This is a genomic window from Neiella litorisoli (assembly GCF_014773395.1).
GTDB lineage: Bacteria > Pseudomonadota > Gammaproteobacteria > Enterobacterales > Neiellaceae > Neiella > Neiella litorisoli.
On the sequence record NZ_JACXAF010000001.1, the window covers coordinates 343,464 to 369,676 of the forward strand.

The window sequence follows — 26,213 nt, forward strand, 5'->3', positions numbered from 1 at the left end:
TTTTTTGTCTGCCTACCTTTTCCGCTAGCGGCTGTTACCATGTAAGGTATTCACTCGATAACAACAAACCTAGGGATAAGGTGATTGAAGTGACTCCTAAACATATCTTCAGCGCACTCCACAATTCACTAACAGCCGTTCTCATTGTGGCGTTTTTGCAAATGCCAATTGCTGCGATGAATACTGCCGTTGCAGCCGAAGTGGCCGCACAACCTGCCAGCGATAAAGTTTATCGAATTGCCACCCGCCATGCGCCGCCATTCAGTGTTCAAACAGAGCAGGGCTGGCAGGGCATCACCATCGAGCTGGTCAAGCGGGTCGCTGACGCCAAACAGCATCAAATTGAATTTGTTGATATGAGCATTGATGAAATGCTCGACGCCACCCAAAGCCATCAGGTTGCTGCAGCAGCGGCCGCTCTGACCATCACCGCCGATCGTGAAAAACGACTCGATTTTACTCACCCATACCTCACCTCTGGGCTTGGCATTGCGGTGCCACAAAGCGAACAAGTGAGCATCATGGCGGCGGTGAAGCGCTTTGTATCTGGCGACTTTCTACAGGCGGTTGGCGCCTTATTACTGGTCCTTTCGGTGATCGGTATTTTGCTGTGGTTGGCCGAACGTCGCCACAACAGCCAGTTTTCCGAGCAACCCATGCGCGGTATTGGCGCTGGCTTGTGGTGGTCAGCCGTCACCATGACCACCGTGGGTTACGGCGACAAAGCACCACAAACCACCAGCGGTCGCATCATCGCATTGATTTGGATGTTCGCCAGCATCATCATTATTTCTGGTTTTACCGCCGCAATTGCCACCTCACTCACCGTCAATCAGCTCGGCCAGTCCATTAATAGCCTCGATGACTTGTATAACAAGCGCGTCATTACCGTCGCCGAAAGTACCAGTGACCAACTGCTGCAAGAAAAGCTGATCCGCCACCGCACCGTTGCCACCATTGAAGAAGCACTCGCTGCCTTAGCCGATGGTAAAGCCGCCGCCGTGGTCTATGATTTGCCCATCTTGCAATACATGGTGGCCAATGAGTTCAACGAAGAACTGCGTGTATTGCCGAATATTCTGGTACGCCAAGACTATGGCATCGCCCTGCCGCCTGGCGCGCAGGAACGCGAAACCATTAATCAGGAAATTCTCAAAGTGATCAACGAGCCGGAGTGGAATAAAGTGCTGGAAGGTTACTTAGGTAGAAATTGATGACTAAACCCCCAGTGTTGAGTGCCGAGCAATACCATCAAACCGATGCACCAACTTATGCCGGTCAAACTGATGGCAGCCATAAGCAAAGCGCATTGATGGCTAGAGTGCGTTACCAGCCGGCTCATCACAATCCGGACGCGCCAGCCGCGCAACAAGGGCAGGGTGAAACACTGGGCACTTGGATATTCAATGAAGAAGCCAACAAAGCCGAGGGGCTACTTGCCAGCAACATCCAATTAATGATGGACAGCACACTCGCGCCCCACGCAACCATCGGCTTGCATCAACACCAAGACACAGAAGAAATCTATTACTTGCTTGAAGGCCAACTCAGCATCGAACTGCATCGCGCCGGCGAGCCCGCCAAAACGCTGCAACTTCATCCTGGTGATGCCCACTTAATTCGCCCCAGCGAAAGCCACTTTGTCCAAGCCGGCGCCGATGGTGCTCGCATCATTGTTGTTGCCGCTAAAGCCACATGAGCCGGATTCGCAATGCCGCTATCATCGGCAGCCACTGGGGCTTAGTGCATTTGCCACCCCTGCAATCGCTCGGCATCAAAGTTACGGCGCTGGTCAGCCACGATCTGCAACAAGCTCAAGCCGTTGCCGCCGAGCACCAGATCCCCCTAGTCACCGACCAAGCAACTGCCATCGGTCAGCCCGATTTGGTCATTGTTGCCACCCCCGCCGTCACTCACGCCGAGATCATCCGTGCTTTTCCACACAGCCATATCTTTTGTGAAAAGCCAGTTGTTGGCCCCTATGGCAATCCGGCCGAGTTGCCCCACTGGGCCGACCGAGTACTGATCAACTACGCCTTTAGTCAGCTCGACTCAAGTCGCTGCATCATGGCGCAACAACTCACCCCGCGCCATATCAAGCTGCACTCTCGGGTGAATCTTTCAGGTTTTGATTTTGATGCTCGCCAGTGGTTCTTTGAAGTCACTAGCCACCCTTTGTCATGGTTACTGCACTGGCTGGGCGAACCAACATTAGATCGCCGCCACCTCGATAACCACCACATCCAGCTCCAGTTGCAGTGCGGAACAACCGACATTGACATTGATTTTGCCGTTGCCGGAGAGGCCGGTATTTACCACCGATTCGAGATCAACTGCGAACAAGGTTTAGTGGAATTGGCCGGTTGTTATCAGCCCGGCTCACCGTGGCGCTTTGAGCCGGTATTGCACAATCAGCAAGCATTGAATCAGGGCGAATTTATCAGCAGCGACTGCTGGCTCAGAGCCAACCAACGGTCGCTGGAATTGGCCATCCGCCACTTTAATGGCGAACTGACCATGACCGAAGTAGAACGGTTGGGCGCTTTTTCCGTTGCCAAGGCTCTGGCTATCGAAGGCTTATTTGAATCATAAGAGCGAAACCACCAACTAACACCAATGTAGGCTTTATCCTTTGATCAACAACGCATAACGACTCGCCGACCTTACTCAGCAAAGTGACTTAGCACTATACTTATCCAGACCAACAGCTTATTAGAGCGATCTAATATGAAGGTCTCACCCTATCTCGCCATGCTAGCCTGCGGCATCAACTTTTACGCTGCTGCAGCGACTGTCGAATTGTACATTTGGGAGGAATACTTAGCGCCCGAGGTCATCGAAGCTTTCACCGAAGAAAGCGGTCACACCGTTCATCAAACTTATTTTAATGATGAAGACGTACGCGACGGCGTCATTACCAGTGGTCGAGCGAAGGCCTATGATCTCATCATGATTAATGGTGCCAGTCTGCGCCAACTGGCCTCCCATAACTACCTAAAATCGCTCGCCACCACCACTGCAAACTACCAAGGTCATTATGACCAGCGCTGGCTTGAACTGTGCTCAACCCATGGCCTGCCATACAGCTGGGGCACGCTGGGCATTGTCTATCGGGAGTCGGTGTCTGCAACCCCAATTACCTCATGGCGGCAACTGTTTGAGCCACCGCCAGAGCACAGCGGCCATATCGCCATGTACATGGACACCATTGACACCGTCGGCAGCGCCTTGCTGGCACTGCAGCAAGATCCATTAACCGGCGATCAACAAGCGCTCAAACAGGCCTATGAGCTACTCATCGCCCAGCGGACCCACGTCAAAGCCTATCAATATGGCTATGACTACACCCTTCAACATAAACAAGACAGCGATATCACCATGTCGCTGGGCTATTCCGACGACCAGTACGTCATGGCAGAAGCAACAGGCCAGCAAGACTGGGTTTACACGGTTCCTAAAGAGGGCACTTTGTTATGGGCTGAGTGTCTCGCCGCGCCAGCTGAAAAACCGTTGAGTGAGGCAACCATCGCCTTTCTCGAATTTATATCGCGTCCGGATATAGCCGCGCTCAACGCCGAGTCCCTGTGGTTTTCAACGCCGAATAAAGCTGCGCTGGCGTTGACCTCTGCAGAGTACCAGCAGGATACCAATTTGTTTCCGGCCGCCGCCCTGATGAAAAACAGCCGAACTTACCGATCTCTGGAGCCAGACGCCATGAATACACGCTCGCGCATCATGGCATTTTTGGAGAACCAATAAGCTCGTGAAACTAATCCAACGGGTTAACGTCATTTTAGTGCCAATCATCCTCGGGCTATTAATGCTCGCAGGGGCGCTTGCCTACTTGTTGTTTATCCGTCACAGCGACACTTTCTTGCAAGAAGCGGTGAAGCAAGATCTGTTGTTTCTCGACGAAGAGATGGCACAAGCCAGCGAACAGCAACATGCCGCCGCCCGCGAGATCCTTAACAGTGCCGAGTTGCTGCGTTTTCTCAATGAGTCCAATCTTGATTTTCAGGCGTTTGCCCATGCCACAGCGGTGCGGCAAGTCCTTCAGCGCGTCACCAACGCCGCCCAATCTTCCATCGAAGTCCAGCTGGTCACCAACCAGTTGAGCATTTTAATCTCGCAAACAAGCAAGGATGACCCGTTTAGCGAGCCACAGTTGCTCAAGTTTCCGCAGCCGGCTTATCACGACTATTTACTCGAGTTACAACAACCAGAGCCTCGATTAAACGAGCGCCAATTTGTCTATCGGGATGACCAATCCACTATTTACCTCGGTTTGCTGATGCCGTTTTCCAGTCATTTATTACTCGAAGATTCAGTCAACATTCCTGCCGATCGGCATCATGTCCTGCTGTTGCAAACTAAACTGGTCGAATTTGACCGCTTACAACAGAAGCTAGCGCGCCGTTACCAGCTCGCAGCAACCGATGTTGTCATTGATCTTGCTCCGCATGCTGTTGCTGCCACACCGCTGGCACAACCTGTGTCATGGCGCCGCAACCAACAAGGCGGGTTTGAAGCAACCCTCCATCATCCGCAATTTAACCTGTCAGTCACGCTACCCAAGCGGGCCAGAGACGCCATCATGGGCGACATTTTGCTGGGCATCTGCGTGATGATTTTGGTGCTGACGTTGCTGGCATTTTTAGTCATTCGAGGGCTGATTAATCGGCAAATTATTAAGCCGATTAACAAACTGGTTGGCGAGATCCGGCTGTCACAACAAAACAACACCATGACGCTGGAGCACAAATTGGCGTGCGACGAGGTATCCGAGCTCAATAACGCGTATGTCCAGTTGTTAAATGACGTCCACCATCTGGCAACCAATGATTCGCTGACAGGCCTTGCCAACCGTTACAGTTTTCACTTGTGGCTTGAGCGGCAAGCGCAAAGGGCTGCCAAGACCGGCGAGAAAATGGCGCTGCTATTTATCGATTTGGATAATTTTAAGCGGGTTAATGACAATTATGGCCACGCCACCGGCGACCGGCTGCTGCAAACATTTAGCGCCAAATTGATCAGCTCCATTCGCCCCTCAGATGTCGCCGTATCGATGCGCCAGCACGCACTGGCGCGGTTAGCAGGGGATGAGTTTGCCGTGCTGTTGACTCAGGTCAATAACTCGCAAAGTGCTGAAATTGTTGCCAAACGGATTCTCAAGTTATTCGACAACGGGCTCGAAGTCGACGGTGTGAGCTACAATGTTCAAGCCAGCATCGGCATTGCCATGATGCCCGAAGATGGCACTCACTCCCAAGACATTCTGAAGCATGCCGACGCCGCCATGTACAAAGCCAAGGCGCTCGGCAAAAACCGCTATCAATTCTGCACCGAAGACATCGCCAGAGCACTGGATCTGCGCAATCAAATCGAACAAGCATTGGAGCAGGCGCTTGATCATAACGGCTTTCACTTGGTCTTCATGCCGATATATGACCTCACCATCATGCAGCCAACCGGCGCAGAAGTGCTCATTCGCTGCCCAGCGCTGGCCGAGATGGGTATTTCTCCAGAACAGTTTATTCCCATCGCCGAAGCCACCGGTCAAATCAAGCGAATTGATTTGTGGGTACTTGAGCGCGCTTTGCAAATACTACAAGAAATGAACGCGGTACCCGCTTTCGAACATTTTTATCTGGCCATCAACATTTCAGCCGTTGAACTTCACAACAAGCAGTTCACCCGCCAAGTCAGTGAGTTGCTCTCTAAATATCAAACAAACCCTGCTCAATTAGAGCTTGAGCTGACCGAAACCAGCCTAGCGAATGATGACCCCGATAGCCTCCACACCCTGACGCAACTCACCGAGTTAGGCTTAACCCTATCGTTGGACGATTTCGGCACCGGTTATACCGCGTTTACCCAGCTGGCTTCATATCCAGTGTCAGCCTTGAAAATTGACCGCTCGTTTACTGCGGTGATTGGCGATCGTTCCGCGACTAAACAACCCATGGTCGACATCATTCTGTCGCTCGCCAAGTTGTATCAACTCGATGTGGTCGCAGAAGGGGTGGAATCACAACAACAGTTAGATTACTTGCAACAGCGAGGCTGTCATCGAGCGCAAGGCTATTTCCTCTGCCAGCCGATTGACAAAGACGCGCTGCTGCAAACTCTGAGTACCACCGCATAAAAAAGCCCGACGGTTGGTTGCCGGGCAAAACTTACAGCGATACAAATTGGGGGCGCTGTTAAAGTTGCACTCGCACGGTCTGCACAGCATTGGCATCAATGGTGATGTTGGCCATCTGCTCGCCAATTTTTAACGCGTAATCAATTGGCTTTTTAGTGGTATTCAGCAACTGCACGCTCAGCAAGTTGTCGGCAGAGAGGGTCGCGCTGGTATGCAAGTCATCGTCACCCAACTGGCCACGGTCGATGCTGGTTTGAACCGCCACATCGCCCGGACGAATGGTGCGGCTAAACTGGCTTAACACATGGAACACTGGCGTGTAGTAAATCTCACCGGTGTTGGTGTCGATCATGATCGGTGCGCCACAGAAGTTGCCGACATGGTTCGGGCCACCGTTGTGGTCAAGCACAATGTTCCAGTCAACCCAGCCTTCCATCCAGTGATCGAGACTAACGATAATGTTGCGGGCATAGCGGTGGACCGGTGTGTAAATGGGGTGATCTTCAGCATTCGGCGCCCATTCAGCGGAATACGCCCAGTCAGTGGCGGTGTCGTTCCACCAGAATGCATCGTTGCCGAACCAGTCACTTTCTTGGAAGTTTTCCGGATCGGAGACACCACCCGGCGCAGGCTTGCCCAAGTCATCAATGGTCGCTTCGGTGTTGATGATGCCGTAGCCTGGGAATTTAGTCGCCACCCGCTCCAACGCATCTTCATAAACCTTGTAAGTGCTGCTGTACCAGTGAACGGCGGTGCCATAGACATATTGCGCGGTATCTGGATCGCCCAGAATGGTATCGGTCCAGTCTTCGAGGTGATCGCGGTTCTGGTCGTAAATCAACACATTGACATCTTTGTGGCTACTTGCCGCCAGTGTTGGGCCAAGGTGAGCTTTAATAAAGTCGCGCTGGGTTTCTGGGGTAAAGTGCATGCTTTCCCACTGGCCACTGTTGCCCGCCGGCTCATTCACTGGGGTGAGCGCCCAAATATCCACACCTTCGGCTTGGTATGCATCAAGATACTTCAGCAGGTAATCGGTATAGGTGCTGACGTACTCAGGCTTTAATTCGCCGCCTGTGCCTTGATAGCCATTTTCTGGCGTTGGCCGGATATACCAAGTATCGATGTCTTTCATCCACGAAGGTGCGGTCCAAGCCGAAGAAATGATCCGTAAATCGGAATCGTCCTGCTTGGCTTTAATCGCCAAAGCTTCATGGATCATCGGCAGCACATCAAAGCTTTCATCTTTGATGTTGGGATATTTGGCTTTGCTAAAGCCGTTTTTGTCCTCTTCGATGGAGAAGTGCTTGAGGCTGACATCGCCTGCAACATCGGCATAGGACCACTGACCTTCAACCGAGAAATCGGTGGCTCCGATTGGCGTTCGGGTCAGGCTAAAGTTAGCGCCCTCAGCGCCATAGACATTATTCATCACCTCGGCGCGAACTTCCGGCTCTAAGTGGGCCAGTATAAACGCCGATGACTCAGTAAACGAGGAGCCAATACCAACAATGGTTTGCTTTTTGATATCCGGGCTAATGGTGATCACGGCTTGCGCTTGTTGCGCCTGATCGACAAAAGCAACATTCGGTTTAAGCGCCTGCACATCACCGGCTTCATTGGTGACGATAATTTCACTGGTCTTGGTCAATGCATAATCATTGCTCGTCGTTTGACTGCAGGCACTGAGCAGACCAACAGTCAGAGCAGCAGAAATGGCAGCGACAAGCTTCTTGGGGGCAACTGTTTTCACAATTCGTCCTCTACATTGGGATAAGTCATGGGATTCGTTGCGGCCAATAGTGGCGACAACTGAAATAATGGTCGTCTGAGTACGAGTCGGGTAGCCAAATTGCGGGTTCGATTGTTTGTCGTACAGTCGAACACCCCTTATCTGACAAGGGCTACAGCAAGATTTGCTACTTTTTCAGTTCGTGATCTTGATCGCGAGCAGGGGGCAATATCATCACCGCAAAACAAGTTGGTTTGAGAGTAACGAAGGCGCCAGAACCAGCTTCTGGCGCCTTGAGATGAGTGAATTGAGGCGAGTTAGTTTTTCGGTTTCAGTGGCTCAATCTTCGGACACAGTAGCCATATCGCCAACAGCGCAGTGATCGCCAAACCTGCGCCAAAGATAAAGGCGGGGGCAAAGTTACCACCGGCGGTAATCGCCGGAATAATAAAGGTCACGCCCGCTGCGGCAAACTTAGCCGCCATGCCAGCAAAGCCCGCTAACGTACCCACGGTTTTGCCGCCAAACATATCGGCCGGCAAGGTTTGCACGCTGCTAATGGCAATCTGAAAGCCAAACAACACGCCCGCCATGATCAGCACCGCAACCAAAGGCGATGCTGGTTTTGCCAGTGCCAACAAACACGCCAGCATGATCAGACCGCCAAAGGTGATCACCAACTTGCGTACGGCATTGACGCTCCAATCGCGCTTCATCAAGCTTTGCGAGACAAAGCCGCCGAACAGGGCGCCAACCATAGCGCCAACAAATGGCACCCAGCCAAAGCGAGCAATTTCGCCAACATCCATACCAAAACTGGTGCTGAGGTAAATGGGGATCCACACTACAAACAGCCACCAAATGGGGTCAATCGCTGCCGAGGCAATGATCACGCCCCAGCTTTGTTTACGGCTAAGCAGCTCGGCAGTAGAAGGGTTGTAAGCATCAACCGGCTTATCTTGCGGATCACTGCTCGATAACTGGCCCGAGAGAATAAACTCACGCTCCTCTTTGGTGATCCACGGGTGTTTTTCCGGCGGCGCTTTGACCAAGACCAGCCAAGGCACCAGCCACAAAAAGCCAATCAGACCGACCACAATAAAGATCATTTGCCAGCTCATGACGAGCGCCAAATAACCAATAATAGGGATCGACACCAAGCCACCGAGCGACGCACCGGCATTAAAGATGCCCTGTGCCAATGCGCGCTGCTTGGCCGGAAACCACTCCGCATTGCCTTTTGCTGCGCCAGGCCAGTTACCGGCTTCGGCAACCCCGAGCACAACCCGCAGAATGCTGAATGAGGTGACGCCTTTGGCAAAGGCATGCAGGACAGTGGCTAACGACCAAAAACCAATGGATAAAGCAAAGCCGATACGGGTACCAACCCAATCGAGAATTTTGCCGAAAATCGCTTGGCCAAAGGCGTAAGCCAAAATGAAGATGGTGCTAATCAGACCATAGATCTCATTGCGCTCATCAATGCTTTTGTCGGGATACAAATCGGCAGCAATGGTTGGCCACAACACCGCCAACGTTTGCCTATCGATATAGTTGATGACAGCGGCTACGGCGATAAGGCCGACCACCCACCAGCGTAATCCTTTCATTTTCATTTATTTTCTCGCTTATATGTTTGATTTAATGCCATCCCAACAGCACATGGGTATGGCTCTCTCCAGTTTTATAATTTGCGAGTGATTTGGTTGTGGGGGAGCTTGGTTCGCTCTATGTCTTACTCAAGCCCGCCACCCTAAAATATACAAACAGCGGCGTTTACAACAGTTTTTTCTGCGGCGGATCGCGATTGCTTTTGAAAGCTTGGAATCGCCAATAAACATCAAGTACCATCTCCAGCCAATGGATAAAGTCCTTTTCAATTTACACGATCTGACCCTAGCGATGACGGCGCTGCTGTGCGCGGTATTGGCGGGTTTGTTTTATTTGGCACAACGCCAAAAACACCCCAGCACGCCCTTTCTGGTCGGTTTTTTGTTGGCTCATACGCTGATTGCTTGGCATGAACTGAGCTACTACGGCCTGCAGTTTCGCTACACCATTCTTGACGCTTCCAGCAATTTGTTTTTTATCGGTAGCTTTGGCTATTTAGTCGATGGTGTATTGCTGTTTTTGTTCGCCAAAACGCTGATCTATCGCGACTTCAATGTCGGTAAGGCGCAGCTGTTACACGCCTTGCCGTTGCTTGCTTACCTCATCTACATGATGGCGGTGTATTACGGCCAAAGCGCCGCCGCCAAGCAGACCATGATTCAACACTTTAGCCTGACCACGTCATGGCATTACGTGGTGCTCGATTTGCTGATCAAACTCGGCCGAGTCGCTTACGCCGTGGGCTGCTTGGTGCTGATCGCCCGCTACCGCGAGCAACAAAAAGAAACCAAGGCCGATTTAACGGCGGTCAATTTAACGTGGCTGCATACTCTGGTAGTTGGCTTTGTGGTGGTGTTTGCTGGCGATTCGGTGTTGGCGGCAGTGAAGATCTTCAACCTGTTTGAACCCATCGAAATTAGCGTGCTTAGCGACATTGGCGTGTCGATCTACCACCTGACTTTTGTCCTGCTATTGGCGCTGCTCACTTACACCATTGCGCGCGGCCCTTGGGTTGAACAAATTCAACTGCCAGAAACTGAGGCGGCGAGCCATCAGCCAGAAGTCGGCAATGAAAAGAGTGGCGAGGTGGAGCGGATCAAGCACTACATGCGCACCGAGCAACCTTACTTGGACTCAGAAATCACCATCGACAGTCTGGCAACGGCATTGGCGATTAGCCCGAAAGTGCTGTCAGTGACGTTGAATCACCACTTCCAAATGAATTTTTACGAGTTCATTAATCACTATCGCATTGAGGACGCTAAGCGCACCTTGGTTGAACAACCGAATAAGGCCATCACCGATATTTTTTATGAAGTTGGCTTTAACAGTAAGTCGGTGTTCTACAGCTTTTTCCGCAAAAGCGAGGGCATGACGCCATCGGCCTATCGCAAAAAGCAGTTGTCGGCCGATCGTTAAAATCGGCCAGATCAGCAGACCTAGCTCACAGTTTTCCTCAAGTTCGGCTTAAAAACCTGTAAACAGACGCCGAGAAACCGGCGAAAACCTAGTATTTGCGCAACTTTTCCCGGTAACAACGAAATCAACATCCTGGAGTTTGTATGAAGCAACTACTTTCTTTGGCGCTTATCCCCACCGCCATTTTCGCCGCCAATGTCTGTGCCGCTGAGGCCAGCCAAGCCACCAGCAGCGATCAGCAAGTCGAATGGAAAGTGGATTTTTTTGATGACTTTGACCGCTTTGATCCGGCCAACTGGCAGGACCAAATCCTCTGGGTTAACAATGAAGATCAGTGTTACGTTCGCGACGGCGCCCACAATACCCGCGAAGTGAGCAATGGCACGTTGAAGCTCCGCGTTGTCGATTTAGGCGTGAAACAGCCTTGCGACAATATGAGCAAAGATGGCAAACAGCACCCAGACACACAATATGTCGCGGGTCGCATTGCGTCGAAAAACCTGAAAGAGTTTGTTGGCGGCAAGTGGACTGCACGACTGCGGGTGCCAAACAGTGGCCAGAACGGTATGTTCCCAGCATGGTGGTTACTTGGCGCACAGAACAATGAGCCGCCGGTGCAAGAAGCTGACGAGACGGTGTGCTGGCCAATGGTTGGCTCTGGTGAGTTGGACATTTTTGAGCACCACAGCGACGGTGGCCCAAATCACTACGCGGCCCGCACCATCAAGAGCTTAGGTCACTGTGATGGTGGAGATTGGCAGGCTCAAATGTTGGTGCAAGAGTCGAATTTGGACGAGTTCCATGATTATTCGGTTGAGTGGCTTGGCGGCGATATTATCTTCCGTCTCGATGACGTGGAAGTGTATCGCCTCAAAGGTGAAGCCAGCGCTCTGCCGGAGCCGTTCTTTGCCATTCTTAATTTTGCCAAAATCAACGATGGCAAAATGAACGTGCCCTACTGGGAGATGGAAGTCGACTGGGTGAAGCACGAATACTTGCCGTAAGAGCGGCGAAACCAAACAGCCCACGGAGTTTCAAAGAGGTAGTAAGTTTCAGCGAAGTCGTGCTTCAACAAGCAGGGATGCTTGTTGCAGAGCGTTCCATGGATGGACTTGAGCGTCACTACTTCGCTGAAACTTGCTGCCGATTACATGCCGAAATAAAGAAAGTCAGGAGTCGGTAACGCAAGAGGAGCAATAGTTCCTTTAGCAAGACGCCGTAAAATCTTCCATGATGGCTCTACTGCCGCATCCCTGCGGCAGAAGCTTGCTGCAGAAACTATTACTCCCCTTACTTCAGTCCGGCGTTAACTCCGTACCTAGATTGGTGGAGCACTCAGTTTGAACGAAAACCTTCCGCAGCAGGGAAGCTGCGGCAGAGTCTACAGGGGACAACTTTATAAAGTTGTCGCGTAGGCAGGAAGCCGGAGCGGGGCTTTGCAAAGGGCAGGAGCCCGTCAGCAAAGTATTCACGACGTGTCTGAGTTTGAACTGAGCGCTTCACCAATCGGCAATGCTTCGCTGAAACTTGCTGCCGATTACATGCCGAAATAAAGAAAGTCAGGAGTCGGTAACGCAAGAGGAGCAATAGTTCCTTTAGCAAGACGCCGTAAAATCTTCCATGATGGCTCTACTGCCGCATCCCTGCGGCAGAAGCTTGCTGCAGAAACTATCGCACCTCTTACTTCAGTCCGGCGTTAACTCCATACCTAGATTGGTGGAGCACTCAGTTTGAACGAAGACCTTCCGCAGCAGGGAAGCTGCGGCAGAGTCTACAGGGGACAACTTTATAAAGTTGTCGCGTAGGCAGGAAGCCGGAGCGGGGCTTTGCAAAGGGCAGGAGCCCGTCAGCAAAGTATTCACGACGTGTCTGAGTTTGAACTGAGTGCTTCACCAATCGGCAATGCTTCACTGAAATTTGCTGCCGATTACATACCGAAGATAAAAAGCTAGAAGTTGATAACCCAACTTCTCCGGTGTTTCATGTGAAACATCAATCTTGCTGCAGCCAGGCCAAAGCGTCCTTGTCATCTCGGAAATAACCTCGCTGCACTCCCGGCACATGTTGCCAAAGCGGCTCCAAAACAAACTCACCATAAGCACAATGAGCCGCGCAGCAGTAAGCCGCCTTGCGCACCCCAATCGCCGCCATAGCAGAATGTAACTCTCGGATATCTTGATAAGCTTCAGGAATGGCAATGGCACTATCGCGAATGTCTGTCAGTGCCAATTGTGGCATTTCCGCACCACTGTTGATGGCGCGTTTTAACGCCTGTCGTAACTGCCGGATCCCCTCCTCATTAAAGGCATCCAGCAAAACTAATCGAATAAGCGGCCCATTGAGCTCAATATGCCACTGACCGTGCGCGCGCATGTTGTCCGTTCCTTTGTCAACGTCGCTATTACTGCTAGCAGCTTACTTATCACAAGTTTGCGCCGGTTGCTGCCGCCCAGTATTGATTTCCGCCAATTTTAATACCTTCTGGTATGATGAACGCCCCTTATTCGACAACCAGCCTCGAGTCACCCTGCATGTTTCGTTTTTTTGAGCGCCTGATTGAGCCATTTCCCAATCAGCCCGACACACCACCACCGACTGGGCTATGGCAGTTCTGCCGTTACTACACCCGCGGAGCAGGGCGCTTTTTACTCTTGATGTCGTTTTTCACCGCCATCATTGCCATTATCGAAGCCAGCTTATTTGGCCTCGTCGGCGTCCTTGTTGACTGGCTCACCACACTCGAACCAGACACCATTATTGAGCAACACGGCTGGTCGCTAGTCATTATTGGGGTGCTGGTGGCCATTGGAATACCGCTGCTTGAACTACTCGGCTCAACCATTAAGCACCAAACCCTGCTGGGTAACTACCCCATGCGGATCCGGTGGTTAGCGCATAACTTTTTGCTGCAACAAAGCATGGAATTTTACCAGAACGACTTGGCCGGCCGGTTATCGACCAAAGTCATGCAAACCGCATTGGCCGTACGTGAAACCGTCATGAAAGTGCTCGACGTGATGCTCTACGTCGGCGTGTATTTTTTCTCTATGGTCGGATTAGTCGCCGCTGCTGATCTGCGCTTGGCCGCGCCATTGCTGCTCTGGCTGCTGGCTTATATTCTAGTGTTACGTTACTTCCTGCCTCGGCTCAAACTGGTATCAGAGCAACAGGCCGATGCCCGCGCCACCATGACCGGCGCTGTGGTGGACAGCTATACCAACATCAACACCGTCAAACTGTTCTCCCACGCTCGCCGCGAATCGGACTATGCCAAAGGCACCATGAAAACCTTTCTCGGCACCGTCTACCCGCAAATGCGCTTGGTCACCAAGCTCGACTTTGCCGTGGCCCTGATTAACTACAGCTTGCTGGTGATGATTGCCGCTGTGGCCATTTACCTTTGGTCTAAAGGCGACATCACTACCGGCGCGATTGCTGTTGCGCTGGCTTTATCGCTGCGTTTGCAGGGCATGTCGGTGTGGATCATGTGGGAAGTGGCGTCACTGTTCGAGAACATCGGCACAGTGCAAGATGGCATGAATACTCTATCGCAGCCGGTGACGATTAAAGACCAAGCCAATGCTAAACGACTGACGGTGCCACAGGGCAAAATTGAGTTTCGTGATATCCATTTCAGCTATGGCGATAAAACAATTTTCAACAACTTAAACCTGACGATTAAGCCCGGCGAGAAAATCGGGTTAGTCGGTCGTTCTGGCGCAGGCAAGTCAACCTTGGTCAACTTGCTGCTGCGGTTTTATGACCCCAACTCGGGCCAAATACTGATTGACGATCAGGCTATTCAACAGGTTGAACAAGACAGTTTGCGCAGCAAAATTGGCATGGTGACGCAGGATACATCGCTGCTGCACCGCTCAGTGCGCGACAATATTTTGTTTGGTCGCCCAGATGCGAGTGATGCGGAACTGAAACAAGCCGCTCGCCGTGCCGAGGCCGATGAGTTTATTCAATCGCTGGAAGACAACAAGGGCCGCCACGGTTACGACGCCATGGTTGGAGAGCGCGGCGTAAAGCTATCCGGCGGCCAACGTCAACGCATTGCAATTGCTCGGGTATTACTCAAAGATGCGCCGATTTTGGTGCTTGATGAGGCAACGTCGGCGTTGGATTCGGAAGTGGAAATGGCGATTCAGCGGAGTTTGAATGAACTGATGGCTGGTAAGACGGTGATTGCAATTGCTCACCGGCTATCAACCATCGCCGCTTTGGATCGACTGATCGTGCTCGACGAGGGCCGCATCATCGAGCAGGGCAGCCACCAGCAACTGCTGGCTCAAAATGGCACTTACGCTCGTTTGTGGCAGCACCAATCCGGCGGCTTCTTGGGATTGGAGTAGTTGGCAACGTCAAGAGCAGGCTCCGCAAGGGAACCAATAGTTCCTTTAGCAAGACGCCGTAAAATCTTCCTTGATGGCTCTACTGCCGCATCCCTGCGGCAGAAGCTTGCTGCAGAAACTATCGCTCCCCTTACTTCAGTCCGGTGCTAGCGCCATACCTAGATTGGTGGAGCATTCAGTTTGAACGAAGACCTTCCGCAGCAGGGAAGCTGCGGCAGAGTCTACAGGGAAGTATTCACGACGTGTCTGAGTTTGAACTGAGTACTTCACCAATCGGCAATGCTTCGCTGAAACTTGCTGCCGATTATATGCCGAAGATAAAAAGCTTGAAGTTGATAACGCAAGGGAACCAATAGTTCCTTTAGCAAGACGCCGTAAAATCTTCCATGATGGCTCTACTGCCGCATCCCTGCGGCAGAAGCTTGCTGCAGAAACTATCGCACCCCATACTTCAGTCCGGTGCTAGCGCCATACCTAGATTGGTGTAGCCTTAGTTTGAACGAAGACCTTCCGAACTTTTCGAAAGATTCAGAGCAATCAAACAGCCCACAGAGCTTCGAAGAGGCAGCGAGTTGCAGCGAAGTCGTGCTTCAACAAGCAGGGATGCTTGTTGTAGAGCGCTCCATGGATGGACTTGAGCGTCACTACTTCGCTGTAACTTGCTGCCGATAACGCTCGGAGAGAGCAAGGAGTTTGTACTGCCAGCTCAGTCAAAGTAGGATGTTTCCCAGCCAGCGCCGAGTAGAGGACAAGGAAGCAACAACATGGCCCAGCCGAAAACCATCAAACTGCCGATCACCAATATTTACGCCTACGGCGACTACACCGCCACACTGCATATTGGCAGCGAACAAAGCCCCGTCAACCTGATCCTCGACAGCGGCAGCTCAACCTTAGTCATGAACCAAACTTGCTACCACGCCACCGGCGATACCCTGCTCGAACCAACCACATTAGCGCAAGAAATCACCTACGGCATCGGCGGCTGGGACGGCCCGGTCATCAATACTCAAGTCACCGTTGAGCATGCCCATGACGCCATCACCATGGACAATTGCCCCGTTGCGCTGATCTCCAATGAAAACCAAAACAAAACCTTCGGCAAAGCCAACGGCATTCTCGGTTTAGCGTATCGTCACCTCAACAAAAGTTATGATTTAGCCCACTACCTCGATCATCATAATATTGAGCCGCCACACACCTATCCGTGGCCATTTGGTACACCAGATTGTGTTGAAATGGGCAACGCACATTTTAATAGTGACGATCTCAAGCAGTTCAAAAAATTCCTCTGGCAACAACCAGAAAAAGACTTGCTGCCATATTTCACCCAAATGGAAGAACTCGGGCTAACCGCCAACAAATGGTCGTTTTACAGCAAGCGATCCAGCGTTCACGTTACCGATGCCAAAGCCGATGACGAAGCGCTGAAAGCCGATCCGCTCAACCAAGGTTACTTAATCCTTGGCGGCGGCGAAGAGCATACCGAACTGTATCAGGGTGAGTTTCAAACCATCGACGTTAAGCATGATTGCTACTACAACGTGGTGCTGAATAAGTTTCAGGTGGGTAGCGGAGCACCGGTGGCGGCTGCGCCAATCGATCAAGCTCATGAACACAATTACTTTACCAATGCCATTGTCGACACCGGCTGTTCGGTGCTGGCACTGACCCATGATTTGTTTGAGCACATGAAGCAAGGGTTTACCGCCATTTCGCAAGAATTTAATGCCTTAATCGAACCATTTAAAGACACCAATTTTATGGCAACCGGCATTGATGCCAGCAAAATCAATCTTAATGATTGGCCCGATTTACACTTTCATTTTGATAGTGAAACCGGCGAGCAAGTCTTAACCTGCAAACCCAGCGATTACTGGCAATTTAACAGCCCCGCGCCCGGTAAAGCAGTGTTTAAAATCATTAGCCAGCTACCGAATTGGCCAAACCAAAGTCTAATAGGCCTGCCGCTACTCAATGATTACTATGTGGTATTCGACCGAGCCGAGCATGAATTAGGTGTGATTCGTTTTGCACCCGCCAGTTAGCGCTTACTTTGAGCAAGAGCAATAAACAATCGCAATCAGCACTTGATAAATTTTTGTTAATCACTAACATGAAACGCTCACTTTTTGACCACCACTAACACAATTTAGTAAGTAGTAAGGGAAGTATTATGTCTAGTTGGGTAGCCACTCTTGAACAACTCGGTGCAAACGCATCAAACCAAAACGCAGAAACTCTGGCAGCAATGAAAGAACAATTCATGGCCACTTGTCAGAACCTTGTTAAGCCAATGAACATGATTATTTTAGCGCCAGATGAAGATGGCACTGGCGAGACGGGTATTAGCCAAACCGAAACATTTTAAAAAAACGGTATGACTGCCAGCTGCAACCAGCAACAGCCATTAGCCGAGAAAGAAGTGCCCCAGCAGGCTCTCTTTCCTCGGCTAACTACCCAGCGCTTAGAGTTGGCCCCACTTACTGAGCATGAGCGATGGCTTTATCAGCGCTTATACACAGACCCCAAAATAATGCGCAATACCGCCCCACCTTTCTCAAAGGAGAAAGTGGATGCTATGTTCGAGCACACACTAAAAGTTATAGCGTCTCCGCCACCCAAAGCTCTGGTTTGGGTTATCAAACAACAAATCGATGGGCTACCCATTGGGATCATCTGCTTTTACGAAATAGAAGCAGATTTAAGTAATGCCAAAATTGGCATCATGTTGCTGACAGAAGCCAATGGCAAACTATTCCCAGAAGAAGCCATGCAAGTAGTCATGGACTTTGGTATTCAACAATGGGGATTAAAACGAATCACCGCTGAGTTTATGTCTCGGAATTTAGCGACGGCGAGATTTGTGAAAAAACTTGGTTTCGAGTTTTTACCATCGGATTCCGATACCCAAATTTGTTGCTACACACCATAGCGACGGTTGACATAGGTTTGAAACCAAACAGAGCGGCACCATCGTGAATCAGCGTTTAGGCCAAAATAATTGCCAACTACCAGCATATTGGTGTGATCTAAAGGTTCCAACATTGCTCAATTATTGTTAGTTTTGTGTTTTTGCTAAAGGGAGTCAAAAAAATGTCAGGGAGTCTTGTTTGTGTCGGCACGGGAATGATGCTGGGCGCTCATATCTGCCCCCTTAGCCGCAGTTATATTGAACAAGCTGACAAAGTCTTTGTACTAGTCTCTAACAGTCTGGTCGAAGCTTGGATTGGTGAAATGAACGCCAATTGCCAAAGTCTCCAACCCTTCTACTCAGAAGGTAAAAACCGTAATAAAACTTACAATGAAATGGCCGAAGCCATGATGGCTGAAGTACGCGCCGGCAACAAAGTGGTGGGTGCTTTTTATGGTCACCCCGGCGTTTTTGCCTTGGTACCCCACAAAGCCATTGATTGGGCCAGAAAAGAAGGTTTTGAAGCCCGCATGTTACCCGGTATTTCGGCCGAAGACTGTTTAGTGGCGGACCTTGGCTTAGACCCAGGTAAAACCGGCTGCATTCAATATGAAACCAGCCAGTTTATGTTTTATAAACGCCAGCTCGATCCAGCGGCGCTACTTATACTCTGGCAGGTGGGTCTTACCGGTGATCGCAGCCTCAGTAAATTCTCAACCGATAGCGGCAAACTTCAAATTCTGGTGGACATGCTGGCACAGTACTACCCGCTTGATCATGAAGTGATTCTTTACGAAGCGCCGGTATTACCTATTGATGATACCCGCATTGACCGAATTCCATTACGCGACTTGCCGCAGGCCGAGTTATCTCAGCACACCACCATGGTAGTGCCCGCCTGTCAGCCAATGCAGCGTAATGAACCCATTTTGGCCAAGCTGGCCAAATTAGAAGAAGAAACTCAATTAAACCCAGCATAATAAGGATTAAATTTATGCCGTCTATTATCGATATGTTAGAAAAACTGGGGCAAGACGCTAGTTTGCAAACGCCAAAAGCTATGCAGTCAGCAAAAGCAGATTTGGCTGAGCAGGTCCGTATTCAAAATCAACCAATGAATGTCGTTGTTGTCGTTGCAGATGAAGACAACGACGATCTTACCCAAGCATCCTTGGAAAAAGCGGCGGGTATGAAAGTTGGAGTGCCAACCAATGTAATTATCTTGCCGGCAGATGATGATGAAGGTGGAGATGAAAAAGAATCAGATGATACTCCATCTAACTCGAAAGCTGCTTAATAGAGATATAAGCAAGTGAGCAATTGGAAGCACATATTTGTTTATGCATGGGCGTTATGTGCTTTCTTTTCCCCTTTTTGCTTTTCAGAAAACAAATTTGAAAACACAATAAATAATCTTTATGAAATAAAAAGCACCAACCAAATTGAGTATAACCATGGAATTGCATTACTTGAGAGAAATTCAGAACAGTTAACACCCCACCAATTAAACGAACTTGAATATTTTAAAGCTTATAGAGAATTTTCATCAGGTAACGTCCCTCGGTCGCTAGATATTGGCCAAAAAATAATCAACAACTCTGAAGATCTGAACTTATTAATGAGAACCCATGTACTTATGGGAACAGCTTCACTTTACTCCAGAAATTGGCAAGTTGGATTGGATAGCTTGATGTTTGTAACATCAAATATTGAAAAGATTTCCGATTCCAGCTTAGCTCAAAACGCCGGTTTATTTGTTCCTTTCTTTTACGTCCAAGCCCAGAATTATGAAATGGCAAGAATATCGCTGTCTAATTTGGATGTAGGCTCACTTAACACTAGAAATAAGTGTATGTGGTATCAGCTTTCAGTTGAGTCATTCGATAAAAACTTGGCCTTGGAAAAAGGAACGGGACTAGTTGAGAGAGCTATCGATGCCTGCGATTCGGCGAATGAAGTTTATGTATCTAATATTATTAGACTCCTCTACTTCGAGTCCCTTGTCGATGTTAAACCATTACAAGTCATAAAAGAGTCGGAAGCTATTGTCTATGAACTTAACGACTTAGGCAAAGAGATACTTTTGCCAGGTTATTACGCATTACTAGCTAAAGCATACTTAAATATAGGAAAAAATTTAGAATCAGAGTCATACGCAAAAGAGGCTTTGATTTTTGATAATTCTCCGGGAGCAACAAAAAGCACCATAACTGCATACTGGGTCTTGTACAGGATTTACTATATTCAAGGTTTGTATGAGTCATCCCTGAATTACTATGTTAAGTACTCAGAGAGGAACAGCATTTATTTGAATGATTTGGAAGCTCGCAACTACTCTGTCAGGCTTGCGGAGCATAAAATTAAAGAAATAGAGCGAGAAAACAAATCTCTTGCCGATCAAAATGATCTATTAAAATTAGAACAACAACTAACCCAATCAGAAAAAGAAAACCAACAGCTATTTATTGTTTTATTAGCGACCTGTTTAGTATTGCTCGCAGCTTATTTATACAAAGCCCGCCAAAACCAATTACGGTTAAAACAATTGGCCGAATTTGATGCTCTTACCGGTGTTTATAATCGTGGCCACTTTACTCAGCTTGCCAAAAGCGCACTGACCTTTGCTAAAGACAGCAAACAATCGGCCAGTGTGGTGTTATTTGACCTCGATTTATTTAAGAAGATTAACGACACCTACGGTCATGCCTGTGGTGACTGGGTGCTCAAGCAAGTCGCCGCAGCTTGTCAGGAGTTAACCCGCAAAAATGACGTCTTTGCCCGAGTTGGTGGCGAAGAATTTTGCTTCTTACTCCTTGGTTGTGACAGCCATACCGCGCTGGACGTGGCAGAGAAATGCCGCAGAGCCATCAATAACATCGACACCAAAGAATCAGGTTTTGATTTTAAAGTCAGCGGCAGTTTTGGTGTCAGCGACAACGCCCTGTCTGGCTACGAGCTGGATCGCATTCTCGCCGATGCCGACGAAGCCCTGTATTGCTCTAAGTCGAGTGGCCGCAATACCGTCTCCTTATATGACCCTTCCGCCGAACACACCTCATTACTTAAACCAGATGACTCGCCAGCCCCGCTTGGGTAACGGCTAATTCGACACTGATCATAAGTTGCATACAATCTATTTCATTCGTCGTTTTTTGTTGCTAGTTTGATCCGCCGACAAAGAATCGTTCAACGTAAACGATTACGATGGCGCTAGGCCCGTCAAAAAGGCACTCATTTGATTAGTAAACTTGCAAAACGCTGGTGCTTGTTAGCGCTGTTATTCAGCAGTTCGGTTATCGCAACACCGGAGCAGCAAGATTACAGCCACATCGCGACGCCCGATCTGATTGATTCAGCGGTCGCCTTACGCTCGTCCAATATTGAGCAACTAACAGCCATGATTGCTGAGTTGGAATCACGTCAGCTAAACGGCGCAGAAGTAAGCTATTTATCTTATTTACAAAGCTATTACCTAACGTTGCAAGGCCGTTTCGCAGAGGCTGAGTCGAGTTTGACTGCACTTGCGGATGAGACTCGCTCAATCAACGTCGCAGTCTTAGTCAATATTTCACTTGTCAACGTTTACACTGCAACCGCAAACTGGTCAAAAGGCTTATCAGCAGCTAACAAGCTAACTAAGCTCATCACCCGGTTGCCCGAATCGGACAACCTTCATCATTACTCAACAGCTATTCTCGCCCAATTTTTCAACAATATTGAACAATATGAACTAGGTTATAAAAACGCTCAAAAGATTGTCGAGCTAGATCTCAAAGGTCGCCTAGGTTGCGCAGCCGGTATTTTGTCGATGAACGCCGCTAACAATCTAGAAATACCGTTAAATGATAAATCCATTATCGACACCACGCTAAGTTCTTGCTCGGGTATGGAGTTACTATATCTCCCTTCTAAGCTCATCGTCTCAGAACGTTATTTGTTGACCAAACAACCGCAACTGATTGTTGATTTGTTAGAACCTCATCTCGTTGAGTTTGAAGGTTCAGACACGGTACTCAACTTTGTTGAAATACATTACTTACTTGCTAGCGCGTATTTGCAACTAAACCAAGTCGCTCAAGCTGAAGCCATGCTTGAGCGTTTAACGACTCTCACCGAAGCCGATGTCAATCTGGCTAAACTTGCTGACGGCTATTTGCTATTGGCCGATATTCGCCAAAACCAAGGCCGTACCGAGCAAGCGCTCAGCTTAATGCGGCAGCATTTACAATTGCGCGAACAATACCTCAATAAAGCCACGTCAAAGCGTTTGGCTTATCAATTGGCGCAACAGCAAATTTCGGAAAAAGAGAGCGAAATTCAGGCGCTTCACGATAAAAACGAACTGCTAAAAACGCAGGAAGATTTACTTGAAGCGCAGCGCACCAATGATCGCCAGTTTATTGTCGCCTTGTGTATCACCGTTTTTCTGCTTGGCATGTTTTTGTATCGCAGCCGTTCGATTCAGCAAAAACTCAAGCAACTATCAGCCTTTGATGGCCTCACCGCTATTCACAACCGCAGCCAGTTTATGCGTCTTGCTGAGCGGGCGCTGAGTTATGCCGAAGACAACAAGCAAGCGGTTAGCTTGGTGCTGTTTGACCTTGACCAGTTTCAAAAGGTCAACGATACCTACGGCCATGCCCGCGGCGACTGGGTGTTGCAACAAGTGGCCAAAGCCTGCCAGCAACACACGCGCCGCAATGACCTGCTGGCCCGCACCGGCGGCGAAGAGTTCTGTTTATTGCTGCTCGGCTGCAATGACAAGCGCGCGATAGAGGTTACCGAGAAATTTCAGCAAGTTATTCATACCATTGATGCGGGCTCGCCAGGCTTTGAAGCCACCATGACCGCCAGCTTTGGTATTACCGACAACCGGCTGTCTGGCTACGGTCTCGATCGCCTGCTCGGCGACGCTGGCGCAGCGGTAAAAATGGCTAAGGCCAATGGTCGTGACCAATTGGCGGTATTTGCGCCGGATAAATAACGTTGCATCCTGCCGACGATGCATTACCATTTTCATCACACCCGCTTTCGGCGTTTATCACCCTAATCTACAAGGAATTCCCATGGCTCTGAGTGTTGTCATTCTGGCTGCCGGTAAAGGCACCCGCATGCGTTCCCGTCTGCCTAAAGTACTGCATACCCTGGCTCACCAATCGTTAGTTGAACATGTGATTGATGCCGCCAGCGAGGTCGGAGCCAACAATATCCATCTGGTTTACGGTCATGGTGGAGAGCTAGTGAAACAAGCACTGGCTGAGCGCGATTTGCAGTGGGCGGAGCAGGCACAACAGCTCGGAACCGGCCATGCGGTTGATCAGGCGCTACCAGCGATTGCTGATAACGACAAAGTCTTGGTGCTGTACGGCGATGTGCCACTGACCAGCACCGACACCCTCAAAGCACTGGTCGAATCTCAGCCCGAAGGAGGCATTGGCTTGCTCACGGTGAAGCTGGCCAATCCAACGGGGTATGGTCGAATTATTCGTGATGATAACGATCAGGTCGTTGGCATTATCGAACAAAAAGACGCCTCTGCAGAGCAGTTGCTGATCAACGAATGTAACACCGGCATTTTGTGTGCCGATGCCGCCAACCTCAAACGCTGGCTGAGCAATCTCGACAATAACAACGCCCAGGGCGAATACTACCTGACGGACATTATTGCCATGGCCGCATCAGAAGGGTGTAGCATTATTGCCGCGCATCCAGCCACCGAGGCCGAAGTGGAAGGGGTCAACGACAAGGTACAGCTGGCGAACCTAGAGCGTGAATACCAGCGTTTGCAAGCTGAACAGCTGATGCGCGCCGGTGCGCTACTGCGCGATCCTGCAAGAATTGACGTCCGCGGTGAACTCACCGTGGGTCAGGATGTAGAAATTGATGTCAACGTGGTGTTTGAAGGCAAAGTAACACTGGCTGATGGCGTTAAAGTGGGTGCCAATTGTGTGCTAACCGATTGCACCATTGGTGAAGATACCTTGATCCGCCCCAACTCGATTGTTGAATCAGCCACTGTCGGCAGCAAGTGTACCTTGGGGCCGTTTGTTCGATTGCGTCCCGGTGCGGTGCTGGCTGACGATGCCCATGTTGGCAATTTCGTTGAAATGAAAAATGCTCGTCTGGGCAATGGCTCAAAAGCCAATCATCTGACTTATCTGGGCGATAGCGAAATTGGCAATGGCGTCAACATTGGTGCTGGCACCATCACCTGTAACTATGATGGCGCTAATAAACACAAAACCATTATTGAAGATGACGTTTTTGTTGGCTCCGATTCGCAGCTTGTGGCGCCAGTCACTATCGGTAAAGGTGCCACCATTGGTGCGGGAACAACCGTGACTACAGATGTCTCAGAAGGTGAGTTAGTAATCACTAGGGCACGTTCAAGAACCATTAGTCAGTGGCGTCGCCCCGAGAAAAAGAAATAATTTAAAGCATTAGTTCTTCGTGCTGGACTTGGTTTCGACCGGCACTTTTTGCTTTATACAATGCCAAATCGGCCTGCTTGAGTAGCGCGTTAATCCGCTCTTTAGCAGGCTGAGCTGCCATTGATGTCAGCTGACTAGCACTGACAAAGGTGGTGCCAATACTAATGGTCACTTGAGGGAGGTGATCGGAAACCCCCATTTCAATGTTCTGCCGATAGCGCTCCGCAATGGGCGCAATGTGGTGGATTTTAGAATTGGGCAGCACCACCACAAACTCCTCGCCACCTAAGCGCGCCACCATATCCAAACCACGGGTGTTGAGCTTGAGCATGTCGGCAACTTCCATCAGCACCTTGTCGCCGGTGTCGTGACCGTGAGTGTCATTGATTTGCTTAAAGTGGTCGATGTCGATCATCAACAGGCCCAAACCACCGTCCATCATTTTCATGGAGTCGAGCAGTTGTGCCATTTCGGTAAAAAACGCCCGCCGATTAGCAATACCGGTCAAGTTGTCGGTATTGGCCTGATGCTCTAACTGAATGGTGGTTTGCATCAGGGTTTGGTTGCGATGTTCAAGCTGCTGCTGAATTAATTTGTATTCCGTAACGTCCTGAAAAACCCCAAACAGAGCCACCACGTCGCCTTCGGAGTTCACTTCAACATCGCCTTTACTGCGAACATAACGCACCTGACTGTGTTTGTTCAGCAGACGCAGCTCAAATTCAAAACTGCTTTTTTGTTCGATTGCTTGCGAAATAAAGCGAGTCACTTTATCGCGGTCATCCGGGTGGTAGAAGTTCACCGCATCTTCAACATTGGGCTGGTAAAGGCTTCTGTCGACACCGTGAATACGATAAACCTGATCGGACCAAGACAGCTGATTGCTGATCAGATCCACACTCCAATAACCAATGCCTGCCATTTGCTCAGTCATGGTGAGCATGTGCAAGCGCTCGCGGGCCGTTGATTCAGCCTGAACCCGCAACGACATGTCTCGCACCACGCCAACATAAGCAGGCGCGCCAGCAATGGTTTGCTTGGCAATGGCAATTTCAATGGGAAACAAGGAGCCGTCGCGGCGCTTAGCCAGCACCTGGCGACTTTGACCGACGTTGTGAATGGTGCTGCCGTGGCTGTTCATCATGACATCATGATTATCGGCAATCGATTTCGGCATCAGGGTTTTGACATCAAGACCAACCAACTCGCCGATGTCGTAACCAAACATCTTGTCGGCTGCTTCATTGGCGATTTGAATCACGCTGTCGGTGCCAATCACAATGACACTGTCGGCCAGCATGTTGAACGATTGATGAAGTGTGTTTTGCGATTGTGTGTCTGTCATTTGGTATCCACTTCGGCGCCATCTTTATATTTTTGTAACAGGCTGTTTGCTGTTACTGCCGCACGATAAAGCATAATCACTAGAGTTTAGCGGCAGATCCGTTGATAGCAGGTTGGGCCATTGACGGCAAGCGTACGTACTGCAAGCTGACATCAATGTAGCAAGACTGTAAGATGCAGAACGTTAAATTGTATACAAAATGAGAGCGCGATTCTGAAAATCGCCGAATTACTACCTACAAATTGTCAGGAAATCCGT

Annotated in this window: 20 protein-coding genes; 16 read left to right on the forward strand and 4 right to left on the reverse strand. The window is 49.8% G+C overall.

The window, feature by feature from the left end; translation table 11 throughout:
- Nucleotides 1-89 precede the first annotated feature (89 nt).
- The 5 genes from IC617_RS01510 (at nucleotide 90) to IC617_RS19020 (ending at nucleotide 6,145) form a co-directional block, all read left to right on the forward strand.
- On the forward strand, nucleotides 90-1,214 hold the full coding sequence (locus tag IC617_RS01510) for a transporter substrate-binding domain-containing protein (protein WP_191143210.1): 1,125 nt from the start codon (nucleotides 90-92) through the stop codon (nucleotides 1,212-1,214).
- Nucleotides 1,214-1,699, forward strand: a complete 486-nt coding sequence (locus IC617_RS01515) for a cupin domain-containing protein (protein WP_191143211.1) — start codon at nucleotides 1,214-1,216, stop codon at nucleotides 1,697-1,699. The genes IC617_RS01510 and IC617_RS01515 overlap by 1 nt, the downstream gene beginning before the upstream one ends.
- Nucleotides 1,696-2,592, forward strand: coding sequence for a Gfo/Idh/MocA family protein (locus tag IC617_RS01520; protein ID WP_191143212.1), 897 nt, complete (start codon nucleotides 1,696-1,698; stop codon nucleotides 2,590-2,592). The genes IC617_RS01515 and IC617_RS01520 overlap by 4 nt, the downstream gene beginning before the upstream one ends.
- 135 nt (nucleotides 2,593-2,727) lie before the next feature.
- A complete protein-coding gene (locus IC617_RS01525) occupies nucleotides 2,728-3,759 on the forward strand; it encodes a polyamine ABC transporter substrate-binding protein (RefSeq protein ID WP_191143213.1) in 1,032 nt (343 codons plus the stop codon).
- A 4-nt stretch (nucleotides 3,760-3,763) separates the two neighbouring features.
- Nucleotides 3,764-6,145, forward strand: coding sequence for a putative bifunctional diguanylate cyclase/phosphodiesterase (locus IC617_RS19020; RefSeq protein WP_191143214.1), 2,382 nt, complete (start codon nucleotides 3,764-3,766; stop codon nucleotides 6,143-6,145).
- 58 nt (nucleotides 6,146-6,203) lie between these two features.
- On the opposite strand, the gene IC617_RS01535 is transcribed toward IC617_RS19020, so the two are convergent.
- Together IC617_RS01535 and IC617_RS01540 are read right to left on the reverse strand one after the other, a co-directional pair.
- Nucleotides 6,204-7,898 (reverse strand): glycoside hydrolase family 30 protein, encoded by a 1,695-nt coding sequence (locus tag IC617_RS01535; RefSeq protein WP_369410348.1) that lies wholly within the window; start codon nucleotides 7,896-7,898, stop codon nucleotides 6,204-6,206.
- Nucleotides 7,899-8,194: 296 nt separating this feature from the next.
- A complete protein-coding gene (locus IC617_RS01540) occupies nucleotides 8,195-9,493 on the reverse strand; it encodes an MFS transporter (RefSeq protein WP_191143215.1) in 1,299 nt (432 codons plus the stop codon).
- Nucleotides 9,494-9,737: 244 nt separating this feature from the next.
- Between IC617_RS01540 and IC617_RS01545 the strand changes: the two genes are divergently transcribed.
- Both IC617_RS01545 and IC617_RS01550 read left to right on the forward strand, forming a co-directional pair.
- Entirely contained in the window at nucleotides 9,738-10,907 is a 1,170-nt protein-coding gene (locus IC617_RS01545; RefSeq protein WP_191143216.1) for a helix-turn-helix domain-containing protein, read from the forward strand.
- A 143-nt stretch (nucleotides 10,908-11,050) separates the two neighbouring features.
- Nucleotides 11,051-11,911, forward strand: a complete 861-nt coding sequence (locus IC617_RS01550; RefSeq protein WP_191143217.1) for a glycoside hydrolase family 16 protein — start codon at nucleotides 11,051-11,053, stop codon at nucleotides 11,909-11,911.
- A gap of 988 nt (nucleotides 11,912-12,899) precedes the next feature.
- Here IC617_RS01550 and IC617_RS01555 read toward each other — a convergent pair.
- A complete protein-coding gene (locus IC617_RS01555; protein ID WP_191143218.1) occupies nucleotides 12,900-13,280 on the reverse strand; it encodes a hypothetical protein in 381 nt (126 codons plus the stop codon).
- 158 nt (nucleotides 13,281-13,438) lie between these two features.
- Between IC617_RS01555 and IC617_RS01560 the strand changes: the two genes are divergently transcribed.
- The 9 genes from IC617_RS01560 to glmU all read left to right on the forward strand — a co-directional run bounded on the left by IC617_RS01560 (nucleotide 13,439) and on the right by glmU (nucleotide 24,610).
- Complete coding sequence (locus IC617_RS01560; protein WP_191143219.1) at nucleotides 13,439-15,265, forward strand: ABC transporter ATP-binding protein; 1,827 nt, start codon at nucleotides 13,439-13,441, stop codon at nucleotides 15,263-15,265.
- A gap of 764 nt (nucleotides 15,266-16,029) precedes the next feature.
- Nucleotides 16,030-17,313 (forward strand): pepsin-like aspartic protease, encoded by a 1,284-nt coding sequence (locus IC617_RS01565; protein WP_191143220.1) that lies wholly within the window; start codon nucleotides 16,030-16,032, stop codon nucleotides 17,311-17,313.
- Nucleotides 17,314-17,441: 128 nt separating this feature from the next.
- On the forward strand, nucleotides 17,442-17,636 hold the full coding sequence (locus IC617_RS01570; protein WP_191143221.1) for a hypothetical protein: 195 nt from the start codon (nucleotides 17,442-17,444) through the stop codon (nucleotides 17,634-17,636).
- A gap of 9 nt (nucleotides 17,637-17,645) precedes the next feature.
- On the forward strand, nucleotides 17,646-18,200 hold the full coding sequence (locus IC617_RS01575) for a GNAT family N-acetyltransferase (protein WP_224745703.1): 555 nt from the start codon (nucleotides 17,646-17,648) through the stop codon (nucleotides 18,198-18,200).
- A gap of 161 nt (nucleotides 18,201-18,361) precedes the next feature.
- Entirely contained in the window at nucleotides 18,362-19,159 is a 798-nt protein-coding gene (locus tag IC617_RS01580; protein ID WP_191143223.1) for an SAM-dependent methyltransferase, read from the forward strand.
- Nucleotides 19,160-19,173: 14 nt separating this feature from the next.
- Entirely contained in the window at nucleotides 19,174-19,476 is a 303-nt protein-coding gene (locus tag IC617_RS01585; RefSeq protein ID WP_191143224.1) for a hypothetical protein, read from the forward strand.
- A gap of 15 nt (nucleotides 19,477-19,491) precedes the next feature.
- A complete protein-coding gene (locus IC617_RS01590) occupies nucleotides 19,492-21,276 on the forward strand; it encodes a GGDEF domain-containing protein (RefSeq protein ID WP_191143225.1) in 1,785 nt (594 codons plus the stop codon).
- Between the two features lie 138 nt (nucleotides 21,277-21,414).
- Entirely contained in the window at nucleotides 21,415-23,163 is a 1,749-nt protein-coding gene (locus tag IC617_RS01595; RefSeq protein ID WP_191143226.1) for a tetratricopeptide repeat-containing diguanylate cyclase, read from the forward strand.
- An 82-nt stretch (nucleotides 23,164-23,245) separates the two neighbouring features.
- Entirely contained in the window at nucleotides 23,246-24,610 is a 1,365-nt protein-coding gene (gene glmU, locus IC617_RS01600) for a bifunctional UDP-N-acetylglucosamine diphosphorylase/glucosamine-1-phosphate N-acetyltransferase GlmU (protein ID WP_191143227.1), read from the forward strand.
- A gap of 1 nt (nucleotide 24,611) precedes the next feature.
- On the opposite strand, the gene IC617_RS01605 is transcribed toward glmU, so the two are convergent.
- Entirely contained in the window at nucleotides 24,612-25,955 is a 1,344-nt protein-coding gene (locus tag IC617_RS01605) for a sensor domain-containing diguanylate cyclase (RefSeq protein ID WP_191143228.1), read from the reverse strand.
- Between the last annotated feature and the right edge of the window lie 258 nt (nucleotides 25,956-26,213).

Bases quoted from the DNA above. Each gene is read 5' to 3' on its own strand.
- IC617_RS01515 (WP_191143211.1), top strand. From the start codon at position 1,214: ATGACTAAACCCCCAGTGTTGAGTGCCGAGCAATACCATCAAACCGAT.
- IC617_RS01520 (WP_191143212.1), top strand. From the start codon at position 1,696: ATGAGCCGGATTCGCAATGCCGCTATCATCGGCAGCCACTGGGGCTTA.
- IC617_RS01525 (WP_191143213.1), top strand. From the start codon at position 2,728: ATGAAGGTCTCACCCTATCTCGCCATGCTAGCCTGCGGCATCAACTTT.
- IC617_RS01540 (WP_191143215.1), bottom strand. From the start codon at position 9,493: ATGAAAATGAAAGGATTACGCTGGTGGGTGGTCGGCCTTATCGCCGTA.
- IC617_RS01545 (WP_191143216.1), top strand. From the start codon at position 9,738: ATGGATAAAGTCCTTTTCAATTTACACGATCTGACCCTAGCGATGACG.
- IC617_RS01550 (WP_191143217.1), top strand. From the start codon at position 11,051: ATGAAGCAACTACTTTCTTTGGCGCTTATCCCCACCGCCATTTTCGCC.
- IC617_RS01555 (WP_191143218.1), bottom strand. From the start codon at position 13,280: ATGCGCGCGCACGGTCAGTGGCATATTGAGCTCAATGGGCCGCTTATT.
- IC617_RS01560 (WP_191143219.1), top strand. From the start codon at position 13,439: ATGTTTCGTTTTTTTGAGCGCCTGATTGAGCCATTTCCCAATCAGCCC.
- IC617_RS01565 (WP_191143220.1), top strand. From the start codon at position 16,030: ATGGCCCAGCCGAAAACCATCAAACTGCCGATCACCAATATTTACGCC.
- IC617_RS01570 (WP_191143221.1), top strand. From the start codon at position 17,442: ATGTCTAGTTGGGTAGCCACTCTTGAACAACTCGGTGCAAACGCATCA.
- IC617_RS01575 (WP_224745703.1), top strand. From the start codon at position 17,646: ATGACTGCCAGCTGCAACCAGCAACAGCCATTAGCCGAGAAAGAAGTG.
- IC617_RS01580 (WP_191143223.1), top strand. From the start codon at position 18,362: ATGTCAGGGAGTCTTGTTTGTGTCGGCACGGGAATGATGCTGGGCGCT.
- IC617_RS01585 (WP_191143224.1), top strand. From the start codon at position 19,174: ATGCCGTCTATTATCGATATGTTAGAAAAACTGGGGCAAGACGCTAGT.
- glmU (WP_191143227.1), top strand. From the start codon at position 23,246: ATGGCTCTGAGTGTTGTCATTCTGGCTGCCGGTAAAGGCACCCGCATG.
- IC617_RS01605 (WP_191143228.1), bottom strand. From the start codon at position 25,955: ATGACAGACACACAATCGCAAAACACACTTCATCAATCGTTCAACATG.